The following is a 20,966-nucleotide window of genomic DNA, read 5'->3' as shown; positions in this document are numbered from 1 at the left end:
ATATAAAATAATGAAGCAATAAGAGGAGGAAATTACTTTGAATTATGTTTTGGAACTTTTGCCTCAAGTATTAGAGGGGCTTAAAGTCACGTTAGAAATATTTGCATTTACATTGATATTATCTATTCCTCTAGGAATAGTAGTTGCTGTGATGAGGATATCTAAATCTTTAATAATTAGGCAGATAAGTGCAGCATACATTCTTGTAATGAGAGGTACTCCTCTATTATTGCAAATTATAGTTATCTTTTTTGGATTACCTTTAATTGGAATTAACTTCGACAGATTTCCAGCGGCGATCTTGGCATTTACCTTAAATTACGGAGCTTATTTTGGAGAAATTTTTAGAGCAGGGATAATGTCAATAGATAATGGACAAGTTGAAGGAGCTCAAGTTTTAGGATTAAGCTCTAAAGATATATTTTTTAGGATTATACTTCCGCAAGCCTTTAAAAGAGTTATTCCTCCAGTTGCAAATGAAATTACAACTTTAGTTAAAGATACTTCTTTAGTTTATGTAGTAGGTATGGATGAATTATTGAAGATCGGGAAAATGGCTACTAATAGAGATGTTTCCTTAGTTCCCCTTTTAATCGTGGGAGCTGTGTATTTGATAGTAATAGCACTTTTAAGCCAAATTTTGAAGAAAGTTGAAAAGAAATATGACTATTATAAGTAATGTGGAGGAAAATATATGCTTAAAATTAGTAATGTAAAAAAGAAATTTGGAAATACAGAAGTTCTAAAGGGTATAAATCTTGAATTAAAAAAAGGAGAAATATTAGTTGTTGTAGGTCACTCCGGTGGCGGAAAAACTACATTACTTAGATGTGTAAATGCATTGGAACATTGTGATGAGGGTGACATTGAAATAAACGGAAAGAACCTCTGTAAGAATGGTAAGTATGTTGATAAAAAGCAACTTAAGGAGATAAGAAAGGATATAGGATTAGTATTTCAAAGCTTTAATCTATTTCCGCATATGAGCGTTTTGGAAAATTTAATCGAAGCACCACAAAAAGTATTGGGGTGGTCTAAGGATGAAGCAGTTAAAAAAGCTGAAGAAACTCTTGGATTTCTTAACTTGTTAGAAAAGAAAGATAATTATCCATTTGAATTATCTGGTGGACAAAAGCAAAGAGTAGCCATTGGAAGAGCACTAGTTTTAGAACCTAAGATAATGTGTTTTGATGAACCAACTTCAGCACTAGATCCAGGACTCACTGGAGAGGTTGCAAATCTAATAAAGAGTTTAAGTACTAAGGGAATGAGTATGATGATAATAACTCATGATATGGATTTTGCTAAAAATGTAGCGGATAGAATAGTGTCAATGGATAAAGGAAAGCTTCAGGATGGATTAATATTTGAAAATGAGTAATTTTCTGCAAGGTAATAAATTGTTATATTGAGGGCTATTAAATTATTAAATTTAATAATTTAGCTAGTAATAATTTTAATTTTAAAAGTTAATAAGGTTTAAATTTAACAATTTTATTATAATGATTTGTGTTGAATTATAAGATAAAGTGTGATATTCTAAGAGAGTAAGATAATTCAAGATTTAATCAATACTGTACATTCGCCTCTGTTTCAGAGATTGGGTCTAGGTATCAGGTTATAATCTTTGGAAAAAGGGAGGATTTTTATAATGGAAGATAGAACTTTAGTATGTAAAGATTGTGGAAAGGAATTTGTTTTCACAGTTGGAGAACAAGAATTCTACAAAGAAAAAGGATTTGATAACGATCCAGTTAGATGTCCAGAATGTAGAAAAGCTAGAAAGCAACAAAGAAACAATAGAAGCTTCGACAGATAGTAAATTACAAGGCTATAAGATATTCTTATAGCCTTTTCTTTTATATTATTTATAAACCAATTATTTTTTTTCAATATCTGAAGATAATATAACTTGATTTCTACCTTGATTTTTTGCTTTATAAAGAGCGGCATCAGCCGCTTTATATGAAATGTCAAAGGAATTTGGAGAATTATCTTTTAATAGTGAAACACCGAAGCTTGCAGTTACCTGTATTTTGCATTCATCAGCTAATACTACTTTATTTTCAATTGCCAACCGAAGATTTTCAGCTAAGGAGTAAGCTTCATTAATTGAAGTTTGAAAAAGAAATATAAGAAATTCTTCACCACCCCAGCGAGTAACTAAATCAGTAGCTTTTATATGTTCAGTTAAGATATTGCTTACTTCTTTAAGTACAATATCTCCTATAGGATGACCGAACTTATCATTTATATATTTATAATAATCAATGTCTATTAAGATAAGACCAGCGAGTTCTTCAGTTTTAGCAATGCTTTTCATTTTTTCAGAAACCTGAGTTCCAAAACTTCGTCTATTTAAAAGCCCTGTTAATGGATCATGACTGGACATATAATTTAACTTAGAATTAGTTTCTTCCAAAAGTATGTTTTTAGCTGTTTTTTCATAGTGGTAATTATAAATTAGTGTTGAAATTAGAATAACTGCTAAAAAGAAGATGGATCCATTTATTATGTTTGAAATTAATAATTCAGTGTTGTGCTGAAACTTTAGTAATCCATATAAATAAGTTAAAAATGGAATTGAGTATACAACTAAGTTTAAGGGGAATCTAAATATTATAACGGCACTGAATATAATAAGGTTAGCTATAAAAACGCTGCTTATGTTTCCGGGTTTAAGTTGGTCTAAACCGTTGATTATGGCCATTAAGCTTAAAAGCAAAATAGTTAAAACGGGAATTAATAATTTGTATGTGTTTTTTAATTTATCTGGACTATTTTTAGTTGAGATTTTTATCATTATAAGTCCAATAATAGAAACAAATAAAATTAGTAAATGTAAGATAAAGAATCTACTATCATTCCATATTATATTTTTAGAAGGGTTGAACAAATAAGGTATATCATTAAAGATTATAAATAAAATTTCAACTATTATAAATATACCAAGGAGTAATTTCATTCTTACAAAATTAGTTATAAAAATATCTTGGATAATACTAGATTTTTGGTCTTTCCTAAGATTAGGATTTTGTTTGTAAAAAAAATGCAATTCATTCATAATCTGCTTCTCCTTTGTAAAATGGGTATTAGTGAGAATGTTTCGTTTCATAATTATTTATAGTAATAGTTTTGCCACAAAATATAGTTCGTTGAGTTTTATAAAAATAATTTGTGGTAATTTAAAGCCAGCATTCGCTTAAAGCTTCAATAGCTTCAGGAATATGTTCTATTTGTATACCTGCAAAGCCGATGAAAATAACTGGTAGTATATCATTAGGTGGATTTACCCAGCTAACTAGGGTTGGATGGACTTTAATTCCAGCATTTAAAGCTTTACCTATTAGTTCATTTTCTTTTAGTGTTGTGTTTATTTGTATTAAAATATGAAGACCAGAATCAGCACCAATAATATTTACATTATCTCCAAAGTACTTTGCAATGGAGTTTATTAAAATTTCTTGTTTTTTCTTATACAAAACTTTTGATTTTCTTAAATGTTTATCCCAATATCCTTCCTTCATAAAAAGTTCAATAGTTTTCTGAATTAACCTAGGTACAGGTTGTTCATAAGTTCTATATTTTTCTTCATATACATCTAAAAGGAATTGTGGAAGTACTAAATAGCTTATTCTTAGAGAAGGCATAAGGGATTTAGAAAAGCTTCCTAAATATACAACTCTTCCAGTTTCATCAAGACCTTGTAAGGATGGAATTGATTTTCCTTTATATCTAAATTCTCCATCATAATCATCTTCAATTATTATTCCGTTATTTTCATTAGCCCAATTGAGAAGTTTTAGTCTTCTAGATATAGGCATTACCATTCCATAAGGATATTGGTGTGATGGAGTAACATATACGATTTTCGAATTACTCTTACTTAAGGCATTAATATCTATTCCGTCTTCATTTAAATTAATAGGATTTATATTAAAATTAAAATTTTTAAATACATCCTTTGCACCTATATAGCTTGGATTTTCAAAGGCTATATTCGAATGTAAATTTAACAGAATCAAACATAACAAATTCAATGACTCTTGAGTTCCTGAAGAAATTAGTATTTGTTCTGGAGAACATCTGACACCTCTGGAATGGTGAATGTATTTAGCAATTTCGTATCTTAAACCATAATCACCCTTGTGGTCTCCGTATAAAAGCAATTCTTTAGAATATTCATCAACACATCTGGTTAATATTTTTCTGAATTGGGTATATGGAAATGAAGATAGATCAATTTGTCCGCTGCTAAAATCATATTTTATCTGTGGGTAGGAGGTTTTAGGTATATTTTCTTTATATGAGTCAGAGGAAATGATTTTCAAGTTACTAAAGCCGCTTTCCATTTTTTCAACATATAGACCTGATCTATTTTTTGGCTTTACATATCCTTCAGCAATTAATTGCTCATAAGCTGCTTCAACTGTATTTTTACTTACTTTTAGATCTTTGCATAAAGTTCTGATGGAAGGAAGCTTGCTTTCAGAAGGTATATTCCCACATAGGATTTCGTCTTTAATATGTTTATAAATCTGCATATATAAAGGTTCTTTATTATCGTTATTTAAATTAAATACTATTTCTAACATTTTCCACCTCAAATTTAGAATCTGTCATTATAAAAATAAGTATAACTGCCACTGTATATAATGACAATAACTTTTTATAATAACGATAAGAAATAATTAAAGTCAAGTAGTGCACAAGAAAGTATATTTAGATATAAATTAGAAAGTATTAAAGCTTTGCTGGCTATAGCTGAAAATTTTGAAGATCTTGAATTTATTGATATGGGTGGAGGCTTTGGTATTCCAAATGAAAAGCAAAAGGGACAACAACCTTTAGCTATAAAAGAGTTAGGAAGAGAAATTGATACAATAATATATGAGTGGACTAAAAGCCATGGAAATGAAATTGAATTTAAAATAGGGCCAGGAAGATATATATCTGCTGAATGTTCAGTACTCTTAGGAACAGTTCATGCTATTAAAATTAATTATGAAAGAAAATATATAGGCACAGACTTGGGGTTTAATGTACTTATAAGACCAGTTATGCATAATTCACATCATAATATAGAAAGCTAGATATATCATCTCTCTTCTTAGTGGTTTGAAACTCGAAATGTAGATATTCTCTATTATCTGCGTAGAATAAGTAATCCATTGCATTTGTTTTTATATCAATGTTTTTTATTTCTGTTTCCGCTGGAGCAGTTATCTTCAAATCTAAATCAAAAAATTTTGGTGCTCCATCTTTAAATACTTCCATAGCTTTTTTTAATACTGAATCTTCAATTTTATTATAATCGATGCTTAAAATCCTTCTAAGTGTCGATAAGTTCTTGGTTGCGCTTCGCACTTTTTTATATGTGTATATTTTTGACACTTTGAAGGAGTTATATGCAAACAAAGTTTCTGTTATATAGCTTAAAACATAAATACGAATAATTAAATACTATAAACAATATATAATTCGTCAAAAAGCAAATTTAATGAAAAAATAACAGAATATAAGTTGACATCGTCCGCCTTAAATGATAACCTTAAGATATCGATACGAAAGTTAGTAGAGTGTTGTTTAAAAACATTCGCCATTACAAAGAAGTAGTGATTCGGCTAAATCTTATAATATTTTGGAGGAATTAAGATGTTAGATATTAGAAGCGTATTCGTTGAAAAGAAAAAAGGATTTAATGTAGAAGCCCAAAGTTTATTAAATGATTTTAAAGAAAACTTAGGGATATTTGCGTTGGAAAATGTGCGACTTGTTAATAAATATATTATTTCAGATATATCAGAAGAATATTACAACAAAGCATTGCACACAATTTTTTCTGAAGCAACAGTAGATATAGTACATGAGTCAGAATTGCCAATAAGTAAAGATGAAGTGGCTTTTGGTGTGGAATACTTACCAGGTCAATATGACCAAAGAGCAGATTCAGCTTCTGAATGTTTAGCACTTTTAACAGCAGAAGATAAAGTAGAAATTAAATGTGCTAGAATAGTAGTATTAAAAGGAAACATTTCACAAAGCGATATTGAAAAAATTAAGAAATATTATATCAATCCAGTTGATTCAAGAGAAGTAGATATAAATAGTAGAGAATTATCAACACCTTCAAGCATACCTAATGATGTTCAAATCTTAGATGGATTTATCAATAAAAATTTAGAACAATTAGAAGAATTCCATAGTGAACAAGGGTTAGCCATGAGCATTGATGATCTTCTTATGATTCAAGATTATTTCAAGGAAGAAAATAGAGATCCAAGTATAACAGAAATAAAAGTTATAGATACATATTGGTCAGATCACTGCAGACATACAACATTCTCAACAATATTAGAAGATGTACAGATTGAAAATAATATATATACAGCTCCAATAAAAGCAAGTTATGAAGCATATTTAAAATCAAGAGATTTTGTTTATGGAGATAAAGAAAAAAGCAAAACTTTAATGGATATGGCAGTAATTGCTATGAAGGAACTTAGAAAAAAAGGTAAACTTGATGATTTAGATATTTCTGAAGAAATAAATGCATGTTCAATTAATGTAAGAATTGAAACTGATAAAGGCATGGAAGATTATTTAGTAATGTTTAAAAATGAAACCCATAATCATCCAACAGAAATAGAGCCTTTTGGTGGCGCTGCAACATGTCTTGGTGGAGCTATAAGAGATCCTCTTTCAGGAAGAACTTATGTATATCAAGCAATGAGAGTAACAGGGGCAGCAGACCCAACAGTACCAGTTGAAGATACAATGGAAGGAAAACTTCCTCAAAGAAAAATAACACTCGGGGCAGCTCATGGATATAGTTCATATGGAAATCAAATTGGTCTTGCAACAGGTCAAGTTGAAGAAGTATATCATCCAAATTATGCAGCTAAGAGAATGGAAGTTGGAGCAGTTATTGCAGCAGCACCTAAAGAAAATGTAGTAAGAGAAGAGCCGGCTTTAGGCGATGTTATTATCTTACTTGGTGGTAGAACAGGAAGAGACGGTGTTGGTGGAGCTACAGGTTCATCTAAGGAACATACTGTAGATTCAATAAATGAATGTGGAGCAGAAGTTCAAAAAGGTAATGCACCAACAGAAAGAAAGCTTCAAAGATTATTTAGAAATTCAAAAGTAGCTAAAATGATTAAGAGATGTAATGACTTCGGCGCAGGTGGAGTTTCAGTTGCAATTGGAGAACTTTGCAGAGGATTAGATATAGATTTAGATAAAGTTCCAAAGAAATATGAAGGATTAGATGGAACAGAACTTGCAGTTTCAGAATCGCAAGAAAGAATGGCAGTAGTTGTAACAAAAGAAGATGCAGATGAATTTATAAGGCTTTCAAATGAAGAAAACTTAGAAGCTACTTTAGTTGCACATGTTACTGATACAGATAGGCTTAGATTATTCTGGAGAGGTAAGAACATAGTTGACCTAAAGAGAACTTTTTTAGATACAAACGGGGCTACTCAAAAAACAAAGGTTACAGTTAAAGCGCCAACTGATTATCCATATGTAGTAGCAGATATTAATGTTAAAGAAGAATGGATAAATAACTTAAAGAAATTAAACGTATCATCACAACAAGGATTATCAGAAAGATTTGATGCAACAATAGGTCATGGAACAGTACTTATGCCATTTGGTGGTAAGTACGCAAAGACTCCAGCAGAAGGAATGGCAGCTAAAATTCCAGTTCTTGATGGAGAAAGCGCAGATGCTACATTAATGACATTTGGATTTAATCCAGAATTAGGTACTTGGAGTCCATATCATATGGCATATTACGCAGTAATAGAAAGTATTACAAAGCTTGCAGCTATGGGTGGAGATTATAGAAAAGCTAGATTAACTTTCCAAGAATATTTTGAAAGATTAGGCAGCGAAAGTTCAAGATGGGGTAAACCATTTGCAGCATTACTTGGTGCTTATGAAGCTCAAATGGCATTTGAAACAGCAGCAATTGGTGGTAAAGATTCAATGTCAGGAAGCTTTGGAGATTTAGATGTACCTCCAACACTAGTATCATTTGCGGTAGGTGTTGAAAAAGCTAGACATATAATATCACCAGAATTTAAAGAAGCAGGATCTAGCTTAGTTTTACTTCAAACTGAAAAACTAGAAGATGGAACTATAAATATCGAAAAGCTTAAGAAAAATTTAGAAGTGCTGTACAACTTAATTCAAGCTGGAAAAGTAATTTCAGCATCTGCTATTAAATATGGTGGAGTTTCAGAAGCTATTACTAAGATGACACTTGGAAATAGAATTGGTGCAGAAATTGAAAACTTAACAAAGGATGAATTATTTGCATTTAATTACGGAACTATAATATTAGAAGTTAAAAATGGTGTTAATGTAGAAGCTGAATTTAAAGAGTGTTTATATAAAGAGGTTGGGAAGACAATAAGCGAACCGACTATAGTTTCTAAAGAATATGACTTAAATCTATGTGTTGAAGCTTTAGAAAAAACTTACGAAGAAAAATTAAGTTCAGTATTTAAAATTAAGACTGATGATGTAGATGGAAAATTAGAAACAGTTTTATATGATAATAAGTCAAAACTTTCTCCAGCTATTAAAGTAGCTAAGCCAAAGGTTGTAATTCCAGTATTCCCAGGAAACAACTGTGAATATGACTGTGCTAGAGCATTTGAAAAAGAAGGAGCAGAAGTTACTCAAGTAGTATTTAGAAATATTACTAAAGAAGCTCTTAATGAATCAATTAACAGATTAGCAAAAGAAATAAGTACTGCTCAAATTCTTATGATTCCAGGAGGTTTCTCGGCAGGGGATGAACCAGATGGTTCAGGTAAATTTATTGCCAATGCTCTTAGAAATGAAAAGATAAGCAATTCGGTAATGGAATTACTTAAGAATAGAGATGGTCTAGCTCTTGGTATTTGTAACGGCTTCCAAGCATTAATTAAATTAGGCTTAGTACCATACGGTGAAATAGTAGATATAAAAGAAGATATGGCAACATTAACTTACAATAATATAAACAGACATATGTCTTCAATTATAAGTACAAAAGTAGTTTCAAATAAATCACCTTGGTTTAGTGAAGTTAATCTAGGAGACATACATTCAGTTGCAATTTCACATGGTGAAGGAAGATTTGTAGCACCTGAAAGCTTGATTAAAGATTTAATTGCAAATGGTCAAGTTGCAACTCAATATGTTGATTTTGAAGGAAATGTGTCTTTAAATATGCCATTTAATCCAAATGGATCAATGTACGGAATTGAAGGTATTACAAGTCCAGATGGAAGAGTTTTAGGTAAGATGGCACATAGTGAAAGAATAGGAACAGATTTATATAGAAACATTCCAGGAGACTTTGATCAAAAGATATTCAAAGCAGGAGTTAATTATTTCAGTTAACAGTTATCAGTTAACAAGTAACAGTTAGGGAGGAAAAGCCGCTGGCTTCTCTAAAAAGATTATATATTAAGAAATAATATTTTAATTGGTTAACAAGTAACAATTACAGTAAAAGGTTTGGAGATTAAAAAATATTTAAGACATTCTGAAAGAATGTCATCCTTAGACTGTAAACTGTTAATTGTAAAATGTTAACTGAAAATTGGAGGTTTAAAAATGCAAGTAGCAATATTTTTTGGAAGTAAATCAGATACTGAAGTAATGAGAGGAGCTGCAAATGCCTTAAAGGAATTTGGAATAGAATATCAAGCATTTGTTCTTTCGGCTCACAGAGTACCAGAAAAATTAGAAGAAACATTGACAGAAATTGAGTTACAAGGTTGTCAAGTTATAATTGCAGGGGCTGGACTTGCGGCACATCTGCCAGGAGTTATAGCATCAAAGACAATACTTCCTGTAATAGGAGTGCCAGTAAAAGCTGCACTTGAAGGTGTAGATGCTCTTTATTCTATAGTGCAAATGCCAAAATCAATTCCAGTTGCAACAGTTGGAATTAATAATAGCTATAATGCAGGTATGTTAGCAGTTCAAATGTTATCAGTTAATAATGATGAATTAAAAAATAAATTAAAAGAATTTAGATTAAATATGAAGAAAAAATTCATTGAGGAAAATGCGGAAGGGGTAGAACTATAATGGAAAAATTAGAAATGTTATATGAAGGAAAAGCAAAAAAGATTTATGCAACAGATAAGGCTGACGAAGTAATTGTATATTACAAAGATGATGCAACAGCATTTAATGGAGAAAAGAAAGGGCAAATTGAAGATAAGGGTATTATGAATAATGCTATAACTTCAGTTATATTTGAACTTTTAGAAAAAGCAGGAGTTAAAACTCATTTTATAGAAAAACTAAATGATAGAGAACAATTATGTAAGAAGGTTGAAATAGTACCTCTTGAAGTAATCGTAAGAAATGTTGCAGCTGGAAGTATGGCTAAGAGATTAGGTCTTGAAGAAGGATATCAATTAAAAACTACTGTATTTGAATTATCATACAAAGATGACTCACTAGGAGATCCTTTAATAAATGATTACCATGCAGTTGGAATTGGTGCAACTACTTTTGAAGAATTAAAAGTAATCTATGATATGACTGCTAAAATAAATGATGTATTAAAAGCAGTATTTAAGGAGCAAAATATTAACCTAATAGACTTCAAAATTGAATTTGGTAGATTAGCTGACGGAACAGTAGTTTTAGCTGATGAAATTTCACCAGATACTTGCAGATTCTGGGATGCAACAACTGGAGAAAAATTAGATAAAGATAGATTTAGAAGAGATTTAGGCAATGTTAAAGATGCTTATGTTGAAATATTAAAGAGAATTTCTAAGTAATATTTGCTTAGATCAGACTTACAACAAATTTTATATTAAAAACAAAGTGCACAATGAGGGAGGAAAGTTTAGAGAATTATATGATCTAGAAGTCCAAGAGGATTTCATCCTTAATTGTGCATTAAGTTTCGTTGGAGTTTGAATTTTAATAAAATTAATTAATGAAAGGATTGTGAACATGAGTAATTCAAATTTTGAATTAATAATGGATCCAAGCAATGATAAATTCAAAGACGAGTGCGGAGTTTTTGGTGTTTTTGCAAATAGTTCTATAGATGTTGCATCAATGACTTATTATGGACTTTATGCACTACAGCATAGAGGTCAGGAAAGCGCTGGAATTGCAGTAGCAGATGGGGAAAAAATTGATATACATAAAGGATTAGGCTTAATTACTGAAGCATTCAAACCGGAAGATTTAAATAAGTTAAAAGGTCATATAGCTATAGGACACGTAAGATATTCGACTGCTGGAGGAAAAGGTATTGAAAACGCTCAGCCAATACTAGCTTCATCGAAAATGGGACCAATAGCTATGGCTCATAATGGAACTTTAGTAAATGCTGATGTTATAAAGGAATTACTTGAGGATGGAGGACAAATTTTCCATACTACAACAGATTCAGAAGTAATCGCATGTCTTATAGCAAGAAGTGCTAAAAAAGGTTTAGCAAAAGCAGTGGTTGATGCTATGTCAGCTGTTAGAGGTTCATTTGCATTGACTATTATGTCAAAGGATAGATTAATTGGGGCAAGAGATCCACACGGAATAAGACCACTTTCATTGGGGAAAATTGAAGAAGGTTATATACTAACTTCAGAAAGTTGCGCTTTAGATGCAATAGGTGCTGAATATATAAGAGATATAGAACCTGGAGAAATAGTAATAATAGATTCAGAAGGTGTGCAGTCATATAAATATTCAGAAAATACTAAATGTCAAACATGTGCTTTTGAATATATATATTTTGCTAGACCAGACTCAAAAATAGACGGACTTGAAGTTCATACAACAAGGGTAAAAGCAGGAGAGCAACTATTTAAAGAACACCCACTAGATGCAGATGTTGTTATTGCAGTACCAGATTCAGGGATACCTGCAGCTATAGGATATGCAAAGGCTTCAGGGATACCTTATGATACTGGATTTATTAAAAATAGATATGTTGGAAGAACTTTCATATCACCATCCCAAGAAATAAGGGAAAGAGCGGTTGCAGTAAAGTTAAATCCGTTAAAATCAAACTTAGAAGGAAAAAGAGTTATACTTATTGATGACTCAGTAGTAAGAGGTACGACATCAAAGCATTTAGTTGAATCACTTAGACGTGCAGGAGTAAAAGAAGTTAGCTTCTTATTAGCATCACCAAGTGTTAAGTATCCATGTTATTTTGGAATAGATACGCCTTATAGAAGTGAACTTGTTGCTGCTAATCATACTGTAGAAGAGATTAGAGATATGATTGGAGCAGATTATTTAGGATATCTAAGTGAAGAAGGCGTTTATAAGAGTTGTGGAGATAGAGAAGAATTTTGTATGGGATGCTTTAATGGAGTTTATCCAGTCGCAGCACCAGTAGAAGATCTTGAAAGGTAGGATTAATAAATGATTACTTATAAAGAAGCAGGAGTTAATATAGAAGAAGGATATAAATCAGTTAAACTTATAAAGGAATATGCGGCTAGAACTATGAGTCAGTATGTATTAAACGGTTTGGGAAGCTTTGCTGGAATGGTTGAATTACCATCTGGATACGAAAAACCAGTTTTAGTTTCAGGAACAGATGGAGTAGGAACTAAGCTTGAAATTGCTTTTAAGAATAAAAAGTATGATACAGTTGGAATTGACTGTGTAGCTATGTGTGTAAATGATATACTATGCCATGGTGCAAAGCCATTATTTTTCTTAGATTATATAGCTTGTGGAAAGCTTGAAGCTGAAGTAGCAGCGGATTTAGTTAAAGGAATATCAGATGGATGCGTAGACTCAGACTGTGCTTTAATTGGTGGAGAAACAGCTGAAATGCCAGGTTTTTATGCAGAAGGTGAATATGATATGGCTGGTTTTGCTGTAGGTATCGCTGATAAAGATAAGATTATAAATGGAAGTAAAATTAAAGAAGGCGATAAGTTAATAGGAATTGCATCATCTGGAGTACATTCTAATGGATATTCATTAATTAGAAAGATTTTCCCTGATTTAAATGAAGAATTTAATGGAGAAGAAGTTTGGAAAACATTAATTACTCCAACTAAAATATATGTAAAACCTGTACTTAAATTATTAGAAAGTTATGAAATAAAGGGAATGTCACATGTTACTGGTGGTGGATTTATTGAAAATGTTCCAAGAATGTTCAATGGCGGAAACTTTACAGCAGTAATTAATAAAGACTCATATCCGCTTCCAGCTATATTTGAAAAAATAATTGAAAAAGGTGTAAATAAAGATCATATGTACAATACTTTTAACATGGGAATTGGTTTTGTTCTTGCTGTTAATGAAAAAGATGTAGCGCCTATTATAAAAGCTTTAGAAGAAATGGGAGAAAAAGCTTATGAAATAGGATATGTAACATCTGGAGGTGAAGGTATTTGTTTAAAATAGCGGTCTTAGTTTCAGGGGGAGGAACAGACCTTCAATCTATTATAGATGCAGTAGAGAATAAAGAATTAGATGTTAAAATAGAAATGGTTATAGGAAGTAAAGATAATATTTATGCTTTAAAAAGAGCGGAAAAACATAACATAGAAACTTTTGTGGAGCGGTCTTCAGACAAGATACTAGAATTAACAAAGGGGAAAGTTGATTTAATAGTACTTGCAGGATTTTTAGCTATTTTAGATGGAGAAATATTAAAAGAGTTTGACAATAGAATTATAAATATTCACCCATCTTTAATCCCTTCTTTCTGTGGACCAGGAATGTACGGTTTAAAGGTTCATGAAGCTGTAATAAAAAGCGGTGTGAAATTTTCAGGGTGCACAGTTCATTTTGTAAACTCTGAAGTAGATGGTGGAGCAATACTTCTTCAAGATGTTGTTCCAGTTTATTTTGAAGATGATGCAGAAACACTTCAAAAAAGAATTTTAGAAAAAGAGCACATTATATTACCACAAGCCATTAAATTGATTAGTGAAGGTAAAGTTGAATTTGTTAATGGAAAAGCGAGAATCAGTTAAGAGTTAACAATGAACAATTAACAGTTAAGGATAAAATTACTGCGTAATTTTTAAATTATAAGTTGAGAAGTAATAGAAATTATGTAGTTTAAGTTTAGGATTTTTATATATTATTGAATAAAAAATAAAACCAGTTACAGTAATAAGTGATTAGTTATCAGTAAAAATTAAAGAAACTCCGTAAGGAGTTTCATCCACAACTGTTAACAGTTAACTGTTAACTGTTAACTGAAGAAACGGGGTTTTTTTGTGAAAAAGAGAGCTTTAATAAGTGTATTTGATAAAGATGGAGTTTTAGATTTTGCTAAATTTTTAGTATCTAAAGATGTTGAAATTGTATCAACAGGAGGAACTTATAAATACTTAAAAGAAAATGGTTTAGATGTAATTGAAATTAATGAAGTTACTAATTTTCCAGAAATGTTAGATGGTAGAGTAAAAACTCTTCACCCATTAGTTCATGCAGGAATTCTTGCTATAAGAGATAATGAAGAACACATGAACACATTAAAAGGAAGAGATATTCATACAATAGATTACGTTGTAGTAAATCTTTATCCATTCTTTGAAAAAGTTAAGGAAGATTTAGAGTTTGAAGAAAAGGTTGAATTTATAGACATTGGCGGCCCTACAATGCTTAGAGCTGCTGCTAAGAACTTCCAAGATGTTGTAGTAATTTCTGATAAGAATGATTATAAAGTTGTTATGGAAGAAATTGAAGCAAACGGTGAAACATCTTTAAAAACTAAGAAGAAATTAGCTGGTAAAGTATTCAATCTTATGAGTGCTTATGATGGGGCTATTTCAAATTTCTTATTAGCTGATGATGAAGAAGAATATCCAGAATATCTTTCAGTTTCATATAAGAAAATGCAAGGTTTAAGATACGGTGAAAATTCACATCAAAGTGCAGCTGTTTATTCAGCAACAATGCTTGATGGTGCAATGAATACCTTTGAAACATTAAATGGTAAGGAATTATCTTATAATAACTTTAAAGACTGTGATATTGCTTGGAAATGTGCTAATGAATTTGATGAGCCAGCATGTTGTGCTTTGAAACATAATACACCATGTGGAGTTGCGGTTGGTACGGATGCTTATGAAGCATATATGAAAGCTTACGAAGTAGATCCAACTTCAATTTTCGGAGGAATTGTTGCATTTAACAGAAAAGTAGATAAGAAAACTGCTGAAGAAATGGTTAAGATTTTCTTAGAAGTTATTGCAGCACCAGAATATGATGAAGATGCATTAGAAGTATTAAAAACTAAGAAAAACTTAAGAGTTCTTAAATTTAATAGTATACCAAAAGCTGATAAATACATGGTTACAGTTGATGGAGCGATACTTGTTCAAGAAGAAGACAATAAATTAATTGAAGAAATCAAAGTTGTAACTGAAAAGAAACCAACTGATGAAGAAATGAAAGATTTATTATTTGGAATGAAAGTAGTTAAGTATGTTAAATCAAATGCTATAGTTGTTGCTCATAATGGAATAGCTCTTGGAATCGGCGGAGGTCAAGTAAATAGAATCTGGCCGACAGAAGATGCTCTAAAGAGAGGAAAAGGAGCTACAATACTCGCATCAGATGCGTTCTTCCCATTTAGAGATGTAGTAGATGAAGCAGCTAAATACGGAATTAAAGCTATAATCCAACCAGGTGGATCGATGAATGATCAACAATCAATAGATGCATGTAATGAACATGGAATAGCAATGGTATTTACAGGATATAGACATTTTAAACATTAAAAATGAATAATGAATGATTAAGGAATAAATTCCTACGGAATTTTATCCTTAATTATTCATTATTAATCATTAATTATTAATCAAAATTCGGAGGGATTTTATGAAACTTCTTTTAATTGGTTCTGGCGGTAGAGAACATTCTCTTGCTTGGAAGCTTGCAAAGAGTGAAAAAGTAGAAAAAATATTTGTTGCTCCAGGTAATGGTGGAACTGCAATTGAAAATAAATGTGAAAATATAAATATTACAGATTTTGATGAATTGGTTAAATTTGCACAAAAGGAAATTATTGATCTTACAATAGTTGGACCGGAAGATCCTTTAACAAAAGGTATTGTTAATAAGTTTAAAAAAGAGGGATTAAAGATATTTGGGCCAGCTGAAAATGGAGCCATGCTTGAAGGCAGTAAGAGTTTTTCAAAAGAATTTATGAAAAAGTATGGAGTTAAAACTGCTGAATATGAAACATTTACTAATGTAGATGAGGCACTAAAATATCTAGAAACATGCCCATATCCAACAGTTGTCAAAGCAGATGGACTTGCAGCAGGAAAAGGCGTTGCTATATGTGAAAATAAAGAAGAAGCAATAGCAGCAGTAAAATCTTATATGGTAGACGATATCTTTAATGGAGCAGGTCAAAAAATAGTAATTGAAGAATTCCTTGAAGGTGTTGAAGCTTCAATTTTATCTATAACAGATGGAAAAACAATCATTCCTTTTATATCAGGAAAAGACCATAAGCAAATATTTGATGGTGGTAAAGGTCCTAATACAGGAGGCATGGGTGTATTAGCTCCAAACCCTTATGTTACTGAAGAGGTAATGAAGGACTTTGAAGAGAATATAATGGCTAAGACTTTAACTGGTATTAGAGAAGAAGGTTTTGACTATAAAGGAATTATTTTCTTTGGAATTATGATAACTAAAAAAGGAACTTATCTATTAGAATATAACGTTAGAATGGGAGATCCAGAAACACAGTCGGTTCTTTACTTAATGGAAAGTGATTTAGTAGAAGTTATTGAAGCTGCATTAAGAGAAGAATTGGATAAGACAACAATTAAATGGAATAATGGTGTTTGCATCAACGTTGTTTTAGCATCAAAAGGATATCCAGGTGACTTTATTAAAGGATATGAAATCACTATAGATGAAAAAGTAAAAGACAAAGTGTTTTTAGCTGGGGCAAAAGCAGAAGATGGAGTTTTAAAGACAAATGGTGGGAGAGTACTATCAGTAATTGGTCTTGGAAAAACTTTAGAAGAGGCTAGAACTGATGCCTATGAAAATATTAAATATGTTACTTTTGAAGGGGCTTACTGTAGAACAGATATAGGAACGCATAAATAATATAAAATATTAAATAAGCATTTGAGTCTTATCATTATATTTAATGAATAATACTCAAGGCTTATTTTTTATTTTTATAAATGTATTTGTAATATAAGCATAATTTTTAAAATAGGATGCCTATATAAGTATTGATTATAATGATATAATAGCTACTATAAAAGAACAATAAGAGTGCATCTGCATAATGAATGGATGAAAGAAAATGGAAAATAAAAATTATTTATATAATAACTATCTAAATATGGCAAGAAACTTAAGAACAGAAAATAACTTATTAAAAGCTCTTTCATTTTATCAAAAAGCATATTCCATGAATATAGGAAAAGAAGATATAGAGTTGTTAATGGATATGGCATTAATTTATGATAAGATTGGATTTTCAGATGAGGCTGAAAAGAAGTATATGGAAATAATTAAGTTAGATGAAGATGAGGCAAGAGCATATTATGGATTAGCAATAATATATGATGATAATGGCGAATTGGAAAAAGCTAAGGAATACTATGAAAAAGCAATAGAAAGGAACCCCAATTATGATAAAGCGTATTTCTTTTTAGCAAATATTTATGATGAATATGGAGATAAAGCTAAAGCCATAGAGAATTATAAAAAAGCTATTGAAATTAATCCTAATGATTTGTGGACTTATGCTAATTTAGCATGCATTTTTGAAGAAATGAATAAGGATAATGAGGCTTTAAATTATATAAATAGGGCACTTGAAGTAGATGATAAAAATTATAAAGTCCTTTTTAATAAAGCTGTGATTTTAAATAAGTTGAATAGAACTGATGAAAGCAAGAAATATTATGAAAAATCAATAGAGAAAAATATAAACTATCCATATAGTTATTTAAATTTATCTATTATATATAAAGAAGAGAAAAATATCAAAAAGGCTATAGAGATAATTAGTGAAGGCATAAAAGAAAATGAGAATGAAGGATTTTTATATTATAATAGAGGATGTTTTTATGTAAATATAAAACAATATAAGAGAGCACTAAAAGATGTTATAAAGAGTATAGAGTTAAATGAGTTTTTTTTAGATTATATGAAGAAGGATAGCGAATTAGATCCAATAAGAGCACTTAAAGAATATAGCTATTTTATAAAGAATTATACAAAAAAGTAGAAACATCACATAAGAGAAAAAACCAAACCTTTGATTAAAGGCTTGGCTTTTTTTGTTAAGTTAAATTAATTTAACAAAATTTAACTTAATTTTTATATTTAATATTAGATAAATCTGCAACATGTTCGTATTCAATTGGTTGATTATTGTATAGGAATTTCACTCCATCAATCCATTCGCCTTTAGATTTATTATTAGATTGAAGAAAATTCTCAATCAAAGTATTAGCTGTAACAGCACCACCAGTTGAGCCTTGGAATTTTGGCACCCATTTGCTATTGCTGCCATCAGTTAGATTAATTATAGCAACTTTTTTACCATTAACAGTACTTATTGATTTAACTTCTATAGGCAAATTGTCAAACTTTTTTTCAGATACTGCTTTTGATAATTCTTTTAATTTATCTTCCAGACTTAAATTAGCGTTCACTTCAATAGTGCTTGATTCATTAGGTTCCAAAGAATTTTCATCTATATTGTATATAGAAAGTTTTATCTTATTTACCTTTGCATCTTCATCGGCTTTCTTATCTTTTACTTCAGAAGAGCTGTTGCTGTCTTCCTTTTGTTCTACAGTAGTTGCATTGCTATTACTAGTAGTATCAGTTCCATTATTAGATTTTGGAGTACAAGAAACCATAGCAATACTTAATGTTAAAACTGTAGCTAAAAAAAGTTTTCTAGTCATGATATGTACACCTCCTATTTTTAGGTATTAAGTTAATATGTTGTATATTTAATTATATCATAGAGGAATGGAAAATAAAAGGACAGTAAAATGGAAGAAATTGAAAAGTATTTGACAATGGATTTTTAGTATAGTATATTTTGATTATCAAACTATTTGATTTTGAAACTTTTAGAATGTCTGCATTTATGGAAAAATTAGATGGCAAGTGGAGAGTGCAAATGAATGAATAAATCAACATTAATGATTAATGAACTTTTGGTGCAGTTATTTAATGATGTTTTGCAAATTGAGGAGCAAAGTTTAAAAAGCGGCATACTTTCAGATATTTCAATAACAGAAATTCATACAATAGAAGCCATTGGTATGTATAATGAGAGAACAATGTCTGAAGTAGCACAAAAATTAAAAATAACTGTAAGCACGTTAACTACTGCTATTAATAAACTGATAAAAAAAGGCTATGTAGAAAGAAAAAGGATAGAGGAAGATAGAAGAGTTGTGCTAATTAAACTGACTAAAAGAGGAAAGTTAGCATTTAGACTCCACCAAAGATTTCATGGAGAGATGATAAATAATGCAATTGAAGGCTTAAATTTAGAGGAGGAAGAAATCTTAATTTCAGCCTTAAATAAGATAAATGATTTTTTTAGAGATAAATATAAATTAGAGCAAAAAGGAGAACAGTATGAGTAATATAAAAATTGCAGGAATTGGAGCATATCTGCCATCTTTAGTAGTTACAAACGACAAGATAAGTGAATTTGTTGAAACTAATAATGAGTGGATAGTTGAAAGGACAGGCATTAAAGAAAGAAGAATCTCAGAAGGAGAAGATACATCTGATATTGCTATTGAATCATCAAAAATCGCTTTAGAGAGAGCAAATGTAAAACCAGAAGATTTAGATTTAATAATAGTAGCAACAATTTCACCAGATATGTTTATACCATCTGTAGCCTGCATAGTGCAAAGCAAGCTAGGTACGGATAAGGCAGCTTGTTTTGATATAAGTGTTGCTTGTTCAGGTTTTTTATATGGACTTGAAATAGCAAAATCAATGATGAAATCTATGAATTATAAAAATGCATTGGTAATTGGTGCAGAAGTTCTTTCAAAGGTAATGGATTGGAATGATAGAGCTACATGTATTCTTTTTGGAGACGGTGGCGGTGCAGCTGTGCTTAAGCAAGAAGATGATGGAACAAGGGGAATCATAAAGTCGTATTTAAGATCAGATGGAACAAAGGGAGATGCTCTAACTATAGGAGCAGCCGATTTCAATACACCTTTTTCCAAAGAAGCAAAATTAAAAGATAGAATAATTAAGATGAATGGTAGAGAAGTATTTAAATTTGCCACTACAGCTATATTAGAGGCTGTTAATGAAATATTAAAAGATACAGATATTTCATTGGATGAAATTAAATATATTGTGCCACATCAAGCTAACTACAGAATTATAAAGTCAGCAGCGAATAAATTAGGTGTTGATGAAGAGAAATTCTACTTAAATTTAGAGCGAGTTGGAAATACATCAGGAGGAACAATACCAATAGTTTTGAATGAGATGTATGAAAAAAACTTAATTAATAAAGGTGATAAATTTATTTTTGTTGCATTTGGTGGGGGATTAACTTATGCATCAACACTAGTAGAATGGTAAAGTATTTGAAATTTAATCAATAAATCAAGTTAAAAATCTCAACAGAGATTTAAATATATAATCTAAAGGCTATGCTTTTAAGAATAATTGTTAACTGAAAAAGTAAAGGGGTATGGAGGTATAAAATTATGTTATTCGAGGAAATTAGAGAGGTTATCTGTGAACAATTAGGAATTGAAAAAGAAGAAGTAAGCATGGAAACAACATTTGAAGATCTAGGTGCTGATTCCTTAGATTTATTTCAAATTGTAATTGAGTTAGAGGAAAAATACAATATTCAAATAGAAGAGGTTGAAGGGTTAAAAACCATAAAAGACGCAGTAGAGTATGTAGAAAAAAATAGATAAAAAGTCTTTTAGAATATGAACATATTTTTA

General features: G+C 30.6%; 20 protein-coding genes. 16 read left to right on the top strand and 4 right to left on the bottom strand.

The genetic code is table 11. From position 1 onward, the window contains the following. Nucleotides 1–37 precede the first annotated feature (37 nt). The 3 genes from COL3_RS01385 (at nucleotide 38) to COL3_RS01375 (ending at nucleotide 1,819) form a co-directional block, all read left to right on the top strand. Nucleotides 38–679: an amino acid ABC transporter permease gene (locus COL3_RS01385; protein WP_008425050.1), complete on the top strand. Its 642-nt coding sequence runs from the start codon at nucleotides 38–40 to the stop codon at nucleotides 677–679. A 15-nt stretch (nucleotides 680–694) separates the two neighbouring features. Continuing rightward, nucleotides 695–1,381 carry an amino acid ABC transporter ATP-binding protein gene (locus tag COL3_RS01380; RefSeq protein WP_008425048.1) on the top strand — a complete coding sequence of 229 codons (687 nt, stop codon included), beginning with the start codon at nucleotides 695–697 and terminating at the stop codon, nucleotides 1,379–1,381. Between the two features lie 270 nt (nucleotides 1,382–1,651). Further along, nucleotides 1,652–1,819: a zinc-ribbon domain-containing protein gene (locus COL3_RS01375; RefSeq protein WP_008425046.1), complete on the top strand. Its 168-nt coding sequence runs from the start codon at nucleotides 1,652–1,654 to the stop codon at nucleotides 1,817–1,819. 60 nt (nucleotides 1,820–1,879) lie between these two features. Here the strand turns inward: COL3_RS01375 and COL3_RS01370 are convergent, their stop codons facing one another. Beyond that, the gene (locus tag COL3_RS01370; RefSeq protein ID WP_008425044.1) at nucleotides 1,880–3,064 is read right to left on the bottom strand and encodes a GGDEF domain-containing protein; all 1,185 of its coding nucleotides are present in this window, start codon (nucleotides 3,062–3,064) and stop codon (nucleotides 1,880–1,882) included. Between the two features lie 121 nt (nucleotides 3,065–3,185). Then, nucleotides 3,186–4,595, bottom strand: coding sequence for a PLP-dependent aminotransferase family protein (locus COL3_RS01365; protein WP_008425042.1), 1,410 nt, complete (start codon nucleotides 4,593–4,595; stop codon nucleotides 3,186–3,188). A 123-nt stretch (nucleotides 4,596–4,718) separates the two neighbouring features. Here COL3_RS01365 and COL3_RS01360 point away from each other — a divergent pair, with 123 nt between their 5' ends. Beyond that, nucleotides 4,719–5,093, top strand: a complete 375-nt coding sequence (locus tag COL3_RS01360; protein WP_180277910.1) for a hypothetical protein — start codon at nucleotides 4,719–4,721, stop codon at nucleotides 5,091–5,093. Here COL3_RS01360 and COL3_RS01355 read toward each other — a convergent pair. Next, on the bottom strand, nucleotides 5,059–5,394 hold the full coding sequence (locus COL3_RS01355; RefSeq protein ID WP_008425038.1) for a hypothetical protein: 336 nt from the start codon (nucleotides 5,392–5,394) through the stop codon (nucleotides 5,059–5,061). The two genes, COL3_RS01360 and COL3_RS01355, sit on opposite strands and share 35 nt — an antisense overlap. 261 nt (nucleotides 5,395–5,655) lie before the next feature. Here COL3_RS01355 and COL3_RS01350 point away from each other — a divergent pair, with 261 nt between their 5' ends. From COL3_RS01350 to COL3_RS01310, 9 genes are all read left to right on the top strand, one after another. Next, nucleotides 5,656–9,402: a phosphoribosylformylglycinamidine synthase gene (locus tag COL3_RS01350; protein WP_008425036.1), complete on the top strand. Its 3,747-nt coding sequence runs from the start codon at nucleotides 5,656–5,658 to the stop codon at nucleotides 9,400–9,402. 216 nt (nucleotides 9,403–9,618) lie between these two features. After that, entirely contained in the window at nucleotides 9,619–10,098 is a 480-nt protein-coding gene (purE, locus tag COL3_RS01345; RefSeq protein WP_008425034.1) for a 5-(carboxyamino)imidazole ribonucleotide mutase, read from the top strand. Continuing rightward, nucleotides 10,098–10,805 carry a phosphoribosylaminoimidazolesuccinocarboxamide synthase gene (gene purC / locus COL3_RS01340; protein ID WP_008425032.1) on the top strand — a complete coding sequence of 236 codons (708 nt, stop codon included), beginning with the start codon at nucleotides 10,098–10,100 and terminating at the stop codon, nucleotides 10,803–10,805. The genes purE and purC overlap by 1 nt, the downstream gene beginning before the upstream one ends. Nucleotides 10,806–10,983: 178 nt before the next feature. After that, complete coding sequence (purF, locus tag COL3_RS01335) at nucleotides 10,984–12,402, top strand: amidophosphoribosyltransferase (protein WP_008425030.1); 1,419 nt, start codon at nucleotides 10,984–10,986, stop codon at nucleotides 12,400–12,402. A 9-nt stretch (nucleotides 12,403–12,411) separates the two neighbouring features. Continuing rightward, nucleotides 12,412–13,413, top strand: coding sequence for a phosphoribosylformylglycinamidine cyclo-ligase (gene purM / locus COL3_RS01330; RefSeq protein ID WP_008425028.1), 1,002 nt, complete (start codon nucleotides 12,412–12,414; stop codon nucleotides 13,411–13,413). Next, nucleotides 13,401–13,988, top strand: a complete 588-nt coding sequence (purN, locus tag COL3_RS01325) for a phosphoribosylglycinamide formyltransferase (RefSeq protein WP_008425026.1) — start codon at nucleotides 13,401–13,403, stop codon at nucleotides 13,986–13,988. The genes purM and purN overlap by 13 nt, the downstream gene beginning before the upstream one ends. A gap of 249 nt (nucleotides 13,989–14,237) precedes the next feature. Beyond that, nucleotides 14,238–15,746, top strand: a complete 1,509-nt coding sequence (gene purH / locus COL3_RS01320; RefSeq protein ID WP_008425024.1) for a bifunctional phosphoribosylaminoimidazolecarboxamide formyltransferase/IMP cyclohydrolase — start codon at nucleotides 14,238–14,240, stop codon at nucleotides 15,744–15,746. Between the two features lie 100 nt (nucleotides 15,747–15,846). Further along, nucleotides 15,847–17,097, top strand: coding sequence for a phosphoribosylamine--glycine ligase (gene purD, locus COL3_RS01315; protein WP_008425022.1), 1,251 nt, complete (start codon nucleotides 15,847–15,849; stop codon nucleotides 17,095–17,097). A gap of 205 nt (nucleotides 17,098–17,302) precedes the next feature. After that, the gene (locus COL3_RS01310) at nucleotides 17,303–18,235 is read left to right on the top strand and encodes a tetratricopeptide repeat protein (RefSeq protein ID WP_008425020.1); all 933 of its coding nucleotides are present in this window, start codon (nucleotides 17,303–17,305) and stop codon (nucleotides 18,233–18,235) included. An 85-nt stretch (nucleotides 18,236–18,320) separates the two neighbouring features. On the opposite strand, the gene COL3_RS01305 is transcribed toward COL3_RS01310, so the two are convergent. Further along, complete coding sequence (locus COL3_RS01305) at nucleotides 18,321–18,923, bottom strand: hypothetical protein (RefSeq protein WP_008425018.1); 603 nt, start codon at nucleotides 18,921–18,923, stop codon at nucleotides 18,321–18,323. 225 nt (nucleotides 18,924–19,148) lie between these two features. Here COL3_RS01305 and COL3_RS01300 point away from each other — a divergent pair, with 225 nt between their 5' ends. The 3 genes from COL3_RS01300 to COL3_RS01290 all read left to right on the top strand — a co-directional run bounded on the left by COL3_RS01300 (nucleotide 19,149) and on the right by COL3_RS01290 (nucleotide 20,936). Further along, a complete protein-coding gene (locus COL3_RS01300) occupies nucleotides 19,149–19,619 on the top strand; it encodes a MarR family transcriptional regulator (protein ID WP_008425016.1) in 471 nt (156 codons plus the stop codon). After that, a complete protein-coding gene (locus COL3_RS01295) occupies nucleotides 19,612–20,589 on the top strand; it encodes a beta-ketoacyl-ACP synthase III (protein ID WP_008425014.1) in 978 nt (325 codons plus the stop codon). Before COL3_RS01300 ends, COL3_RS01295 begins: the two co-directional genes overlap by 8 nt. 128 nt (nucleotides 20,590–20,717) lie before the next feature. Further along, entirely contained in the window at nucleotides 20,718–20,936 is a 219-nt protein-coding gene (locus COL3_RS01290; protein WP_008425012.1) for an acyl carrier protein, read from the top strand. The last annotated feature ends 30 nt before the right edge of the window (nucleotides 20,937–20,966 follow it).

Origin of the sequence: Clostridium sp. LS (genome assembly GCF_002760435.1) — a bacterium.
GTDB lineage: Bacteria > Bacillota > Clostridia > Clostridiales > Clostridiaceae > Clostridium.
The sequence above is the reverse complement of the archived record's forward strand: the minus strand, read 5'-3'. Positions and strand labels throughout refer to the sequence as shown.